We start from the raw sequence: 13,362 nt of genomic DNA on the forward strand, positions 1-13,362 counted from the left end.
AAAAGCAATGTTAAAGTCCAGCACCCGCAGCCCGAAGGCCGAGACGAAGGAGGACGTGTGCTGCTGACCATGCGCCGTTTCCTCGATCACGGCCGCTGCGCGAGTGACTGCTGTCGACGCTGACCTGTCCCTCTCGCGTCCGCTCCTCGCCTCACCCCTTTTTCCTCTCGTCCCACCCCTTTTCCTCACCTCGCGCGCTCCCGCCAGAGCGCGGTCTGCCGTACCCCGGAAGGTCTCCATGCCCAGCAGATCCCGCCGTACCTTGCGTCTGGCCGCCGTGGCCACGCTCATGGTCACCGCCGCCACCGCCTGCAACGCCGCCGCGAAGACCGACGCCTCGGACAGTGCGAGCGGGGGCAGCGGGAAGTCGTTCACGCTGGTCACGCCGGACGCGGTCGGGCAGAACGAGTTCCTGAAGCTCGCCGTCACCGGCGTGAAGGCCGCGGCGAAGACGCACGACGGCACGGAGAAGGTCTACGAGTCGACGGACACCGCGTCCCAGCAGCAGAACGTGCAGGCCGCCGTGGACGCGAGCCCGAGCGTGATCGTGCTGGTCGGCTTCGAGTTCGCGGACCTCGTGGCGCAGCAGGCGAAGGCGCACCCGAAGCAGCAGTTCCTGATGATCGACGCCTGCACGACGAAGACGTTCAAGAACGTCACCTGCGCGGTGTTCCGTGAGCACGAGGGTGTCTATCTCGCGGGCGCCGAGGCCGGGTTGCTCAGCAAGAGCGGCAAGGTCGGCGCGGTGGACGTGCTCGACACGCCCCAATTCCGGCGCTACAGCGACCCGTTCGCGGCCGGCGCCAAGAAGGTCGCCGCCAAGACGTCCGCGTCGACGCGCTTCGTCGGCGGCCAGTCCCCGTTCGACGACTCGGCGCGCGCCAAGGAGCAGGCCAACTCCCTTCTCTCCAAGGGCACCGACCAGATCATGGCGGCAGCGGCGGCCGGCAACTACGGCGTCTTCGAGGCCGCGAAGGCCAAGGGCGCGTTCGCGTACGGCGTCGACGTCAACCAGTGCGTCTCCTCCCCCGGCACGGTCGTCGACAACGTGATCAAGAAGACGGACGTCGCCGTGGAGAAGGGCGTCGAGCAGGTCCTCGCGGGCAGGACGGGCACCTCGGTGTCGTACGGCCTGAAGGAGGGCGGCATCAGCCTCACCGGTCTTGAGGCGGGCGTCGACTCGTCGAAGTGCGTGATCGCCCAGCACAAGGACGTCCTCGCGAAGGTGAAGGCGCTGCGCGACCAGATCGTCTCCGGAAAGCTCAAGGTCGATGACCCGGCCGCCAGTTGACCCAGCGGTCGAGCTGCGGGGAATCACCAAGCGGTTCCCCGGCACGCTCGCCGACGACTCCGTCGACCTGACCGTCCACCGCGGCGAGATCCACGCCCTCATGGGCGAGAACGGCGCCGGCAAGTCCACCCTCATGTCGATCCTCTACGGCATGGAGCGCGCCGACGCCGGGTCCATCCGGATCGACGGACGCGAGGTCACGTTCGGCGACCCGAGCGCCGCGATGGCCGCCGGGCTCGGCATGGTCCACCAGAGCTTCAAGCTGTTCGACTCGCTGACGGTCGCCGAGAACGTCGTCTACGCCGCCGAGCCGCGCCGTTTCGGCCTGGTGGACCGGGCCGCGGCCCGCCGCCGGGTGCGTGAGCTGGCCGAGGAGCACGGGCTCGCGGTCGATCCGGACGCCCGGGTCGGCGAGCTGCCGGTCGGGCTGCGCCAGCGCGTGGAGATCCTGAAGCTGCTGCACCGCGGCGCCCGCACGCTGATCCTCGACGAGCCGACCGCCGTGCTCACGCCGGCCGAGGCGGACGCCCTGTTCGCGGTGCTCAAGTCGCTGGCCGCGCAGGGTCGTACAGTGATCCTTGTCACCCACAAGCTGCGCGAGGTCCTCGAAGGCAGCGACAACGTGACCGTGTTGCGGGACGGCCGGGTGGTCGCCCGCCTGGTCACCGCGGACACCTCCGCCGACGAGATCGCCGCCGCGATGACCGGCCGCGCGGTCGAACTGGACCGCGTGCACGCGCCCGGGACACCCGGTGACGTGGTCCTGGACGTGAGAGACCTCACCACGGACGCCGTCCACGACGTGGGACTCACCGTCCACGCCGGGGAGATCGTCGGCATCGCGGGCGTCGCCGGCAACGGCCAGAGCGAGCTGATCGAGGCCCTGGCCGGGCTACGACCGGTCGCCTCCGGCCGGGTCACGCTCAAGGGCCGGGACATCACCCACGTCTCCGCCACCGAGCGCCGTGCGCAAGGCCTCGCCTACGTCCCGGAGGACCGGCACGCGGTCGGTACGGCACCGGCGGCGTCCGTCGCGGACAACCTCGCGATGGGCCATCACCGAACATCCCTGTCCACCAAGGGACTTCTGCCCCCCGCGGCCGTACGCGCCCACGCCGGACGGCTGATCGAGCGCTTCGGCATCAAGGCGGCCACCCCCGAGGTACCCGCGTCCGCGCTGTCCGGCGGCAATCTGCAGAAGCTGCTGATCGGCCGCGAACTCGCCCACGAGGCACCGCTGTTGCTCGTCGAGCAGCCCACGCGCGGGGTCGACATCGGCGCCATCCAGAACATCCACGACCAGATCGTCGCCTACCGCGACGCCGGTCACGCCGTCCTCCTCGTCTCCGCCGAACTGAGCGAGATCCGGGGCCTCGCGGACCGGGTCCTGGTCATGTACGAGGGCCGGGTCACGGCGACGTACACGAAGGACGAGGCGGACGAACGGGCGCTGGGGCTCGCCATGGCGGGCGGAGCCGCAGCGCCGACGGAGGCCGTCGACTGACATGACGCACACTCACATACCGCGCATATCAGGGGTGTTGCGCTCCCCCATCACCTTCTCCGTGCTCGCGGGCCTGGTCATCGGCGCGCTGTTCCTCGTCGGCACCGGCGCGGACCCGTTCACGGCGTACGGCGCCGTCCTCAGCGGCTCGCTCGGCGCGGACGGCATCGGTTCCACGCTGAGTACCGGCACCAGCGTGCTCGGCATGGCGCTCGCGCTGGCGATCCCGCTGCGCGCCGGGCTGATCAACCTCGGCGGCGACGGACAGTTGGTCCTCGGCGGCATCACGGCGGCCGTGACCGGCCTCTACTCGCCGCTGCCCGCACCGCTCACAGTCGCCCTGGCACTGCTCGCAGGCATGGCGGCAGGCGCCGCCTACGCTGCCCTGGCCGCTCTGTGCGAGAACAGCCTCGGCGTTCCGCTCCTGGTCAGCAGCCTGTTGCTGAGCTACCCGGCGGTCTCCCTCGCCTCCTACCTCGCGCGCTACCCGCTCAAGGAGCCCGGCTCCAGCCTCCCCCAGACCCGCACGATGCCGGACGGGGTGGCACTGCCCGCGTTCGGCGACTCGACGGTCACCATCGGGCTCGTCCTGGTGGTCCTCGCGGCAGCCGCCTACTGGTTCACCGACCGGCGCACGGCGTTCGGCTACGAGATCCGGATGACCGGTCTCAACTCCCGCTTCGCCGCCTACGCGGGCGTCGAACGCCGGGGCCTGACCCTCAAGTTGATGTCCGTGTCAGGTGCGCTGGCCGGACTCGTGGGCGCCATAGGGGTGTTGAGCTTCCCGTACCGCTTCGTCGACGGCTCGCTGACCGCACCCGGCTACACCTGGACGGGACTTACGGCCGCCCTGCTCGCCGCGGCGGCCCCGCTCGGCACGGTCGTCGCCTCCTTCTTCTTCGCCGTCCTCGCGGTCGGCGGGCTGGCGATGGAGCGGACGACCGAGGTGCCGCGCGAGCTGACGCAGGTGCTCCAGGCCATCGTGATCGTGTTCCTGGCGGCCCGACTGCGCTTCCCCAGCGGGTGGTTCAGGAGACGTGCTCAGGAAGCCTCTCCGGAAACCTCTCAGAAAATCGGGGCCGCGTGATGTTCTTCGACTCCGATCTGCTGATGTCGGCGCTGCGCGCGCTGACCCCGATCCTGCTGGCCGCGCTCGGCGGTGCCCTGTGCGAGCGTGCGGGCGTCTTCAACATCGGCCTCGAAGGCATGATGCTGATGGGCTGCTTCACGTCGGTGGCCACGAGCTGGTTCACGGGCAGCGCCTGGCTCGGCGTCCTCGCCGCCGCCCTCGCGGCAGCCGCGTACTCGTTGATCCTCGCCGTGGGTGCGGTAACTCTGCGCGGGGACGCGGTCGTTCTCGGAATCGCCATGAATCTCCTGGCAGTTGGCCTGACCAGCTTCCTGCTGCGTACGGTCTTCGGTGTGCAGGGCACTTTCGACGATCCGTCACTCGCCGGGCTGCCGTTGGTCGGTGGCTTCACCCCGCTCGCGTATCTGGCGTTCGTCGCGGTCGCGGTGGCCGCGGTGATGCTGTCCCGGCATGTGTGGGGGCTGCGGCTGCGCGGGGTCGGCGAGGCACCGGACGCGGCGGCCACGCTCGGGGTGAGCCCGGCGAAGTACAAGTACGCGGCGGTGCTGATCTCGGGCGTCCTGTGCGGGCTCGCGGGGGCCCAACTCGCGCTCGGCAACGTCACGTTGTTCTCCGAGAACATGACGGCGGGCCGGGGCTGGATCGCGGTCGTCGCGGTCATGCTCGGCCGCGCGGCACCCGTCGGCGTGCTGCTCGCCGCGCTGCTCTTCGGTCTCGCCGAGGCCGCCGGCTTCCGTCTCCAGGGCGTCGGCCTGCCCCAACAGGCCACCGACGCCGCGCCCTACGTCGTGACGCTCGTCGCCCTCTTCCTCTCGACGGCCCGCCGCCGTCGCCGTACCGCCAACTCCCCTTCCGGAGCCACCACATGACGCAGGACCTGTTGCCCATCACCCGCATACCGCGCACCGGACTTCCGGCGCACGCGGTCGTCGTCGGCGACCCGGCGCGCGCCGCCGCCGTGGCCGCGCTGCTCGACGGTGCCGAGGAGGTGTCGTACCACCGCGAATACCGTGTGTTCAGCGGGAGTTGGAAGGGCCTGCCGGTCACCGTCGCCTCGCACGGGGTGGGCGGACCGGGCGCGATCCTGCTGTTCCAGGAACTGGCGGACGCGGGGGTCCGCACCTTCCTGCGCTTCGGCACGGCGGGCGCGATGAAGCCCGGCATCGGCGACGGCGACCTCGTCATCGCGGAGGCGGCGGTACGGGACGACGGCGTCACCCAGCAGTTGCTGCCCCCGGAGTACCCGGCGGTCTCCGCCCCCGAGGCCGTCCTCGCCCTCCAGCGCGCGGCCCGCGAGGCCGGCGCCCCGCACCACCGCGGCATCGTCTGGACCCGCGCGGCCTTCCAGCCCGGCCTCCTCCCCCTCTTCTCCTACGACGGCGCCGGGCTCGCGGCGATCGAGATGGAGCTGTCGGCCCTGCTGGTGACGGCGTCGCTGCGCGGGCTGATCGCGGGCGGCGTGCTGGTCATCGACGGCGCCAACGCCGATGAACTCGTCGACGAGGACGCCACCGGCGGGTACGACCCGCACCGGGAGGTCGTCGCGGCCGGTGTCGAGCGCGGCGCGATCGTCTCGCTGGAGGCGCTCCGACTGCTCGCGGAGGCCGAGGAGTTCACGGTATGAGCACCCTGAACATCGACCTGTTGGTGCACGGCGGTGACGTCCTGACCGTCGACGAGGCCGGAACGGTCGTACGGGACGGGGCAGTTGCCGTCCACGAGGGCGAGATCGTCGCCGTAGGGCCGGCCGAGGAGCTGACAACTCGGTTCACGGCGACGGAGTCCATTGACGCGTCGGGCTGTCTCGTCCTGCCCGGGCTGATCAACACGCACACGCATCTCGCGATGACGCTGCTGCGCGGTCGCGCCGACGACGTGACTCTCCAGGGCTTCCTGGAGCGGGTGTTGAAGTGGGAGGCCGAGCTGCTGACGCCGAAGAACGTGGCGGCGGCGGTGCGGCTCGCGGTGGCGGAGAGCGTGCGGGCCGGGGTGACCTCGGCGCTCGACATGTACTGGTTCCACGAGGCGGCCGAGCAGGCGGCACGGGAGGCGGGCTGGCGGCTGCACACCGGGCCCACCTTCATGGACGTACCGGAGCCGCCGGACGGTATCGCCTACGAGGACCGACTGGACTGGGCGCGAAGGGACTTGGCGGCCCGGGGCCCCGCACGCCCCGGCCTGCGGCCGATCCTGTTCGCGCACTCGACCTACACCCTCGCCCCCGACCAGCTCGTCGAAATCGCCTCCCTGGCACGGGAGTTCGGGGCCTTGCTGCACATCCACGCGGCGGAGAACCCGACCGAGGTCGCCACCGTAGAGGTCAAGTACGGCAAACGGCCTGTGGAGTTGCTCGACTCGCTCGGGCTGCTCGGTCCCGATCTGCTGCTCGCACACGCCGTGGACCTGACCGGCCCGGAGATCGCGGCGCTGGCCCGCACGGGCACGTCGGTCGCCCACTGTCCGGTGTCGAACCTGAAGTTGGGCTGTGGAATCGCGCCGGTGCCGCGGCTGTTGAGCGCGGGCGTCACCGTCGGACTGGGTACGGACGGTGCCGTCAGCTCCAACACGCTGGACGTGCTGGGTGCCGTACGGCAGGCGGCTCTCGTCCACAAGGCGGGCGGCGACCCCACGGCGGTCGGCGCCGAACAGGCCGTACGGATGGCGACGATCGAGGGTGCGCGGGCGCTGGGCCTGGGTGATCACCTGGGCTCGCTGGAGGCCGGGAAGCGGGCCGATCTCGTCGTGCTCGATCTGAACGCGCCGCATCTGCGACCGCTGCACGACCCGTGGTCGACGCTCGCGTACGCCGCGCACGGGGCGGACGTACGGGACACGGTCGTGGACGGCCGGGTGCTGATGCGGAACCGGACACTGGGCACGCTGGACGAGGAAGCCGTGCTCGCGGAGCTCGAAGCACTTGCCTGAGCTGTGGATTTCCCTCCCGTTCAGCCTGCTGAACCCGCATAATGCACCTGATACATCGGACGTCTGAGCAACAGGAAGGCCGGCCATGGCAGTCACCGATGAGGCGATCGAGAAAATCAAGGGAATGATCGTCTCCGGCGCGCTGCGTCCCGGGGACCGGCTGCCCAAGGAGAGCGAACTCGCGGCCGAACTGGGCCTGTCCCGCAACTCCCTGCGGGAGGCCGTGCGCGCCCTGTCACTGATCCGCATCCTGGACGTGCGGCAGGGCGACGGCACGTACGTCACGAGTCTCGATCCCCAACTCCTGCTGGAGGCGCTGAGTTTCGTCGTCGACTTCCACCGGGACGACACGGTCCTCGAATTCCTGGCCGTGCGGCGGATTCTGGAGCCGGCGGCCACGGGGATGGCGGCGCTGCGGATCAGCGAGCAGCAACTGGACGCGCTCTCCGCGCAGTTGGACGCGCTGGGCGGTGCTCCCTCGGTGGAGGAACTGGTCGCGTGCGACCTGGAGTTCCACCGGGGCATCGTGCAGAGTTCCGGCAACTCGGTGCTCTGCTCGCTCCTGGACGGTCTGTCCGGGCCGACCACGCGGGCCCGGATCTGGCGCGGTCTGACGCAGGAGGACGCGGTCAGCCGGACCCTGCACGAGCACCGGGCGATCCTGGGCGCGCTGCGGGACCGGGACGCGGAGGCGGCGCGGTCCTGGGCGACGGTGCACATCGCGAGCGTGGAGCAGTGGCTGCGTTCGACCCTGTGATCGAGTGACGCGCGCCGATGATCCATCGGAGGAGTGACCGGCCGGGACGGGTCCGCACAGGATGGCGATCTTGTGTGTCCGACCGTCCCGGACGGGGCAGGCATGGGTTCACTCCCCCGTGCAAGGGGGCTGCGGGCGCCCCCGTCGGACGCCGTAAGGTTGGGACGTACGCGAGGGCAGATCGGAAGGAGGCGCTGGGTGATCGAGCTGGAGGGGGTTCCCGAGCTGATCGACCCAGTGATGGTGGCCGCGTTCGAGGGCTGGAACGACGCCGGCGACGCCGCTTCCACCGCGGTCGCGCACTTGGACAGGGAGTGGAAGGGCGAGGTGTTCGCGGCACTGGATGCCGAGGACTACTACGACTTCCAGGTCAACCGGCCCACGGTGTGGATGGACGCCGGGGTGCGAAAGATCACATGGCCCACGACCCGCCTGTCGGTGGTCCGGGTCGGCGGCGAGAAGCCGCGCGATCTCGTCCTCGTCCGGGGTATCGAACCGTCGATGCGCTGGCGCTCGTTCTGCAACGAACTGCTGGGCTTCGCGCACGAGTTGGGCGTGGAGCTGGTGGTGATCCTGGGCGCGCTGCTCGGTGACACCCCGCACACGCGTCCGGTGCCGATCAGTGGCACCACGTCGGACTCGGACCTGGCGCAGCGGATGGACCTGGAGGAGACCAAGTACGAGGGTCCCACCGGGATCGTCGGCATCCTCCAGGAGGCGTGCACGCACGCGGGCGTACCGGCCGTGTCGCTGTGGGCGGCGGTGCCGCACTACGTGTCGCAGCCGCCCAACCCGAAGGCCACCCTGGCGCTGCTCAACCGCCTGGAGGACCTGATCGACGTCCGCATCCCGCTGGGCGAGCTGCCCGAGGACGCGCGCGCCTGGCAGGTCGGCGTGGACCAGCTGGCCGCCGAGGACAGTGAGGTCGCCGAGTACGTCCAGACGCTGGAGGAGGCCCGCGACACCGCGGAGCTGCCGGAGGCGTCGGGCGAGGCGATCGCGCGTGAGTTCGAGCGCTATCTGCGCAGACGGGACGGCGGCGGCCCGCAGCCCGGGGGCCATGCCACGGCGGACGGCAGCGACAGTGCGTCGTATCTCCGGGACAACCCGGGCGGCCGTACGAAGCCGCAGCGACCGGCGAAGCCGGACACGGAACCGGAGGCCGACGCGGACGACGAGGACTCCTCCGAGGAGTGAGTCCACCGGTCGGCAGGATGTGAGACAGGGGCGGTTCCTCCCGGGTGGGAGGAACCGCCCCTGTTCTGTGGGCCGTTGCTAGAGGGCCACGCCCAACAGGGCGTCGACCGCGCGGGAGACGACGCCGGGGGCGCCCTCGTCGCTGCCGCCCCGGTCCCGCTGGAGCGCCGCCCAGCGGTCGACGGCGGCGAGCGCGGCCGGGGCGTCCAGGTCGTTCGCGAGGGCTTCGCGCATCTCCTCGACGAGCTTCAGCGCGGACGGTCCGTCAGGCCGGGAGACGGCGGCACGCCAGCGGCCGAGCCGGGCGACCGCGTCCGCGAGCACCTGGTCGGTCCACTCCCAGTCGGAGCGGTAGTGGTGGGCGAGCAGGGCCAGCCGGATGGCGGCCGGGTCGACGCCCTCGCGGCGCAGTGCGGAGACGAAGACGAGGTTGCCCCGGGACTTCGACATCTTCTCGCCGTGGAGGCCGACCATGCCGGCGTGGACGTACGCCTTGGCCATGGGGAACTCGCCGGTCAGCACCTGGGCGTGCGAGGCGCCCATCTCGTGGTGCGGGAAGGCGAGGTCGGAGCCGCCGCCCTGCACGTCGAAGCCCATGCCGAGGTGGTCCAGGGCGATGGCCACGCACTCGATGTGCCAGCCGGGGCGCCCTCGGCCCAACGAGCCGCCGTCCCAGCTCGGTTCGCCCTCGCGGGCGGCCATCCAGAGCATCGGGTCGAGCGGGTTCTTCTTGCCCGGGCGGTCCGGGTCGCCGCCGCGCTCGGCGGACAGCAGCCGCATCGCGGCCGCGTCGAGGTTCGAGACCTTGCCGAAGTGGGGGTCGGACCCGACGGAGAAGTAGGTGTCGCCGTCGAGTTCGTAGGCGGCACCGGCGTCCCTGAGGCGCTCGACGAGCGGCACGATGCCGGGTATCGCCTCGACCGCGCCGATGTACTGCTTCGGGGGCAGCATGCGCAGGGCGGTCATGTCCTCGCGGAAGAGCGCGGTCTCCTTCTCGGCGAGGGCGACCCAGTCGACGCCGTCGCGCTCGGCGCGCTCCAGGAGCGGGTCGTCGACGTCGGTCACGTTCTGGACGTAGTGGACCTGCCGCTTGGTGTCGAGCCACACGCGCTGCACGAGGTCGAACGCGTTGTAGGTCGCCGCGTGCCCCATGTGGGTGGCGTCGTACGGCGTGATGCCGCAGACGTAGATACGGGCGACGGGACCGGTGTCAGGGGTTACCAGACCGCCGGTCGCGGTGTCGTGGATCCGGAGGTCGCGGCCCTTGCCGGGAAGGGCGGGGACCTCAGAAGCGGGCCAGGCATACATGTCATGAGCGTAACCGGACGGATGATCCGTTTACGAACCGGACCAGGCCGGACGACCGGTTGGGCGCTCTTGCGCGCTCACCGTTCGTATGCAGTCACACCGGCGGCCACGGAATCGCCGGCCACTCCCCACTCGGCTCGGGATGCTTCCCGCCCGCGAGCAACGCGTCGACCCGCGCGCGCGTGGCATCGAGTTCTACGGCGGTGACCAGCTCGGCGAGCTTCACGGCGAGCCCGCCACCGTCCCTCAGCGCCTCCCTGAGCGCCTGGAGGACGTCGACCGCCTCCGGAGTGAGCGGCTCGCCCGCCCAGCCCCACAGGAGGGTGCGCAGCTTGTTCTCGGCGTTGAAGGTGACACCGTGGTCGATGCCGTAGAGGCGCCCCTCGTCGGCGGGCAGCAGATGGCCGCCCTTGCGGTCGGCGTTGTTGATGACGGCGTCCAGGACGGCGAGGCGCCGCAGCCGCTCGTCGTCGGCGTGCACCAGGAGGGCCGTCCTGCCCCCGCCGACCTCGGCGAAGCCGATGGCCTTCCAGCCCGGCTCGGGCTCCTCGGCGTCGACCAGGGCGAGCAGTTCGGACTCGGCCGCGGTCTCGATCCACAGCTGGCACATGCCCTCGCCGTGCGGCCCGTCGCGCAGCACGGTGGTCGGCACGAGGCCCCAGCCGGTCGCCTCGGAGACCTCGTAGGCGGCGACCTCGCGCCGGGCGAGGTTGCCGTCGGGGAAGTCCCACAGGGGGCGCTCCCCGGCGACGGGTTTGTAGACGCAGGACGCCTCGCGGCCCTCGTGGGTCACGGAGCAGAACAGCACCGCGTTCGAGGCCTCGCGGATGCGTCCGCGTACTGTCAGCTCACCCTTGGCGAGCAGCTCGGCCGTGGTCACGCTCCGCGGCGGTATCCGTTCTGGCGCGGACATACGTGTCCTTCCGGGTCGAGCGGGAGGCTGCACAGCGGGCAGGGCGGACGGCCGGCGTTGACGACGTCCAGGGCCCGCTTGGCGAAGGCGCGGGCCTGGGCTCCGGTGAGGCGGACCCGCAGCATCGGGGGTCCGTTCTCCTCGTCCTGGAGGAGGCGCTCCTCGGCCTCGGCGAGGTCCTCGTCGGTGTCGGCGTCGAGCTCGACGAGGGCCTGCGCCTCGACGATCATGCGCTGCTCCTCGCCGTCCCAGGCGAGCGCCATGGTGCCGACGCGGAACTCCTCCTCGACCGGCGTCTCCAGGGGGCGGGTGTCGGAGATCTCGGTGGGGGTGACGGCGGGGACGGCCGCGCTGCCGCCACTGCGCCGTACGACCTCGTCCAGAAGCTCGTCCATGCGCTCGGCGAGCGCGGCGACCTGCGTCTTCTCCAGGGCCACGCTGGTCACCCGAGGACCGGTGGCGGCCTGGAGGAAGAACGTACGGCGCCCGGGCAGTCCGACCGTGCCGGCTACGAAGCGGTCCGGCGGGTCGTAGAGGAACACCTGACGGGACACGTCCTGTCTCCATTGGAATCGACTGCTGACAAGTGCGGCGCTACTGCGACCGCTTCACCCTACTGCGGCCGACGATCACGGTGCGCCCGCGCCGCCCCCGACCGTGGCCTCGTCGCCCGGGGGCTCCTCGCGCGGCGCCAGGGAGGCGAGATCACCGGTGTCCCCGAGCCGCACGAGATAGGGCCTGAGACGGGTGTAACGGATCGCGGTGATGGAACACGGTTCTACAGAGATCCGCTGAAAGAGGTCCAGATGAAGTCCGAGTGCGTCCGCGACAAGGGACTTGATGATGTCGCCGTGCGAACACATGAGGTAGACGGCGTCCGCGCCGTGATCGCGCTCCACGCGCGCGTTCCACTCGCGTACGGCCTCGGCCGCGCGGGTCTGCATCGCGCGCATCGACTCGCCGCCGGGGAACGCGGCGGCCGAGGGGTGCGACTGGACGACCTCCATCAGGGGCTCGTCCTTCAGCTCGGCGAGCTTGCGGCCGGACCAGTCGCCGTAGTGGCACTCCCCGATCCGCTCCTCGGTGTGCGACCGCAGGTCGGGGCGGGCGTCGAGGAGGGGCTGGAGGGTCTCCTGGCAGCGCTGCAGCGGGCTGGCGACGACCTCGGCGATCGGGAGCGCGGCGAGCCGTCCGGGGAGCGCGGCGGCCTGGGCGTTGCCGCGCTCGTCGAGGGCGACACCGGGCGTCCAGCCGGCGAGCACTCCCCCGGTGTTGGCGGTCGAACGTCCGTGCCGGACAAGGATCAACGTGGGCATGCCGTAAAGGGTAGGCGTACGCGCGGGTGCGGCTTCGGGCGGACGGCGGGAGAATACGCACCGTGATCGTCGACTACGCCATCTACCGCGACGGACGCCGGACGGAGGGGCCCGGCGACTTCTCCGACGGCCTCGACCACTGCCGTCGCGTCGGCGACGCCTTCGTCTGGATCGGCCTCTACGAGCCCACGGAGAAGGAGTTCGACCGCGTCACCCAGGAGTTCGCCCTGCACCCGCTGGCCGTCGAGGACGCCCTGACCGCGCATCAACGCCCCAAGCTGGAGGTCTACGACGACTCGCTGTTCGTGGTCCTCAAACCGGTGGGCTACGAGGCGGACAGCGACGTGGTCACCTCCGGCGAGGTCATGGTCTTCGTGGGCGACTCCTTCGTAGTGACCGTCCGGCACGGCATGGAGGCCCCACTGGCGGCCGTACGGCACCGTCTTGAGGAGGAGCCGGAGATGCTGCGGCACGGACCGACGGCGGTGCTGTACTCGATCGCGGACGCGGTGGTCGACCACTACGTGGACGTGGCGGGCGAGTTGCAGACCGACCTGGAGGAGCTGGAGGCCGCGGTGTTCTCGCCGACCGGCGGCGGCTCGCGGACCACAGCGTCGCGGATCTACACCTTCAAGCGGCAGATCCTGGAGTTCCGCCGGGCCACGGGACCGCTCGCGCAGCCGCTGGCCCGGCTCGCGGGCGTCGGGCTCGCCGGGGACCGGGTGCCGTTCGTGAACGACAGGTCGCGGCCGTTCTTCCGTGACGTGAACGACCACCTGATGAAGGTCAACGAGTCCGTGGAGGGCCTGGACCGGCTGGTCTCGGACGTCCTGTCGGCGCACCTCGCGCAGACCAGCGTGCGGCAGAACGACGACATGCGGAAGATCTCCGGCTGGGCCGCCATGGCCGCCGTCCCCACGATGATCGCGGGGATCTACGGCATGAACTTCGACCACATGCCGGAGTTGCACTGGCTGTGGGGGTACCCGGCGGTGATCCTGCTGATGGCCGCCCTGGAGGTGCTGCTGTACCGGACGTTCAAGCGGCGCGGCTGGCTGTGA

The 13,362-nt window shown here is 71.0% G+C and carries 13 protein-coding genes; 9 read left to right on the forward strand and 4 right to left on the reverse strand.

Annotated elements, in window-relative coordinates; translation table 11 throughout:
* Positions 1-238 precede the first annotated feature (238 nt).
* The 8 genes from OG407_RS12590 to OG407_RS12625 all read left to right on the forward strand — a co-directional run bounded on the left by OG407_RS12590 (position 239) and on the right by OG407_RS12625 (position 8,764).
* Positions 239-1,291, forward strand: coding sequence for a BMP family ABC transporter substrate-binding protein (locus OG407_RS12590; RefSeq protein ID WP_405857715.1), 1,053 nt, complete (start codon positions 239-241; stop codon positions 1,289-1,291).
* Complete coding sequence (locus OG407_RS12595; protein ID WP_405857717.1) at positions 1,272-2,795, forward strand: ABC transporter ATP-binding protein; 1,524 nt, start codon at positions 1,272-1,274, stop codon at positions 2,793-2,795. The genes OG407_RS12590 and OG407_RS12595 overlap by 20 nt, the downstream gene beginning before the upstream one ends.
* A gap of 1 nt (position 2,796) precedes the next feature.
* Positions 2,797-3,882 carry an ABC transporter permease gene (locus OG407_RS12600; RefSeq protein WP_405857719.1) on the forward strand — a complete coding sequence of 362 codons (1,086 nt, stop codon included), beginning with the start codon at positions 2,797-2,799 and terminating at the stop codon, positions 3,880-3,882.
* On the forward strand, positions 3,882-4,754 hold the full coding sequence (locus tag OG407_RS12605) for an ABC transporter permease (RefSeq protein WP_405857721.1): 873 nt from the start codon (positions 3,882-3,884) through the stop codon (positions 4,752-4,754). The genes OG407_RS12600 and OG407_RS12605 overlap by 1 nt, the downstream gene beginning before the upstream one ends.
* Entirely contained in the window at positions 4,751-5,509 is a 759-nt protein-coding gene (locus OG407_RS12610) for a nucleoside phosphorylase (protein WP_405857723.1), read from the forward strand. Before OG407_RS12605 ends, OG407_RS12610 begins: the two co-directional genes overlap by 4 nt.
* A gap of 5 nt (positions 5,510-5,514) precedes the next feature.
* The gene (locus OG407_RS12615) at positions 5,515-6,810 is read left to right on the forward strand and encodes an amidohydrolase (protein ID WP_405868375.1); all 1,296 of its coding nucleotides are present in this window, start codon (positions 5,515-5,517) and stop codon (positions 6,808-6,810) included.
* A gap of 85 nt (positions 6,811-6,895) precedes the next feature.
* The gene (locus OG407_RS12620) at positions 6,896-7,567 is read left to right on the forward strand and encodes a FadR/GntR family transcriptional regulator (RefSeq protein ID WP_033283704.1); all 672 of its coding nucleotides are present in this window, start codon (positions 6,896-6,898) and stop codon (positions 7,565-7,567) included.
* Positions 7,568-7,765: 198 nt separating this feature from the next.
* On the forward strand, positions 7,766-8,764 hold the full coding sequence (locus OG407_RS12625) for a PAC2 family protein (protein WP_405857725.1): 999 nt from the start codon (positions 7,766-7,768) through the stop codon (positions 8,762-8,764).
* Positions 8,765-8,842: 78 nt separating this feature from the next.
* On the opposite strand, the gene mshC is transcribed toward OG407_RS12625, so the two are convergent.
* From mshC to OG407_RS12645, 4 genes are all read right to left on the reverse strand, one after another.
* Positions 8,843-10,072 carry a cysteine--1-D-myo-inosityl 2-amino-2-deoxy-alpha-D-glucopyranoside ligase gene (gene mshC / locus OG407_RS12630; protein ID WP_405857727.1) on the reverse strand — a complete coding sequence of 410 codons (1,230 nt, stop codon included), beginning with the start codon at positions 10,070-10,072 and terminating at the stop codon, positions 8,843-8,845.
* 94 nt (positions 10,073-10,166) lie between these two features.
* Complete coding sequence (locus OG407_RS12635) at positions 10,167-10,985, reverse strand: SCO1664 family protein (protein WP_405857729.1); 819 nt, start codon at positions 10,983-10,985, stop codon at positions 10,167-10,169.
* Positions 10,949-11,539 (reverse strand): DUF3090 domain-containing protein, encoded by a 591-nt coding sequence (locus OG407_RS12640; protein ID WP_327405249.1) that lies wholly within the window; start codon positions 11,537-11,539, stop codon positions 10,949-10,951. Before OG407_RS12640 ends, OG407_RS12635 begins: the two co-directional genes overlap by 37 nt.
* 75 nt (positions 11,540-11,614) lie before the next feature.
* Positions 11,615-12,301 (reverse strand): histidine phosphatase family protein, encoded by a 687-nt coding sequence (locus tag OG407_RS12645; protein ID WP_405857731.1) that lies wholly within the window; start codon positions 12,299-12,301, stop codon positions 11,615-11,617.
* A gap of 62 nt (positions 12,302-12,363) precedes the next feature.
* Here OG407_RS12645 and corA point away from each other — a divergent pair, with 62 nt between their 5' ends.
* Entirely contained in the window at positions 12,364-13,362 is a 999-nt protein-coding gene (gene corA, locus OG407_RS12650) for a magnesium/cobalt transporter CorA (RefSeq protein WP_403590207.1), read from the forward strand.

Origin of the sequence: Streptomyces sp. NBC_01515 (genome assembly GCF_045040345.1) — a bacterium.
In the GTDB taxonomy this organism is placed as follows: domain Bacteria; phylum Actinomycetota; class Actinomycetes; order Streptomycetales; family Streptomycetaceae; genus Streptomyces.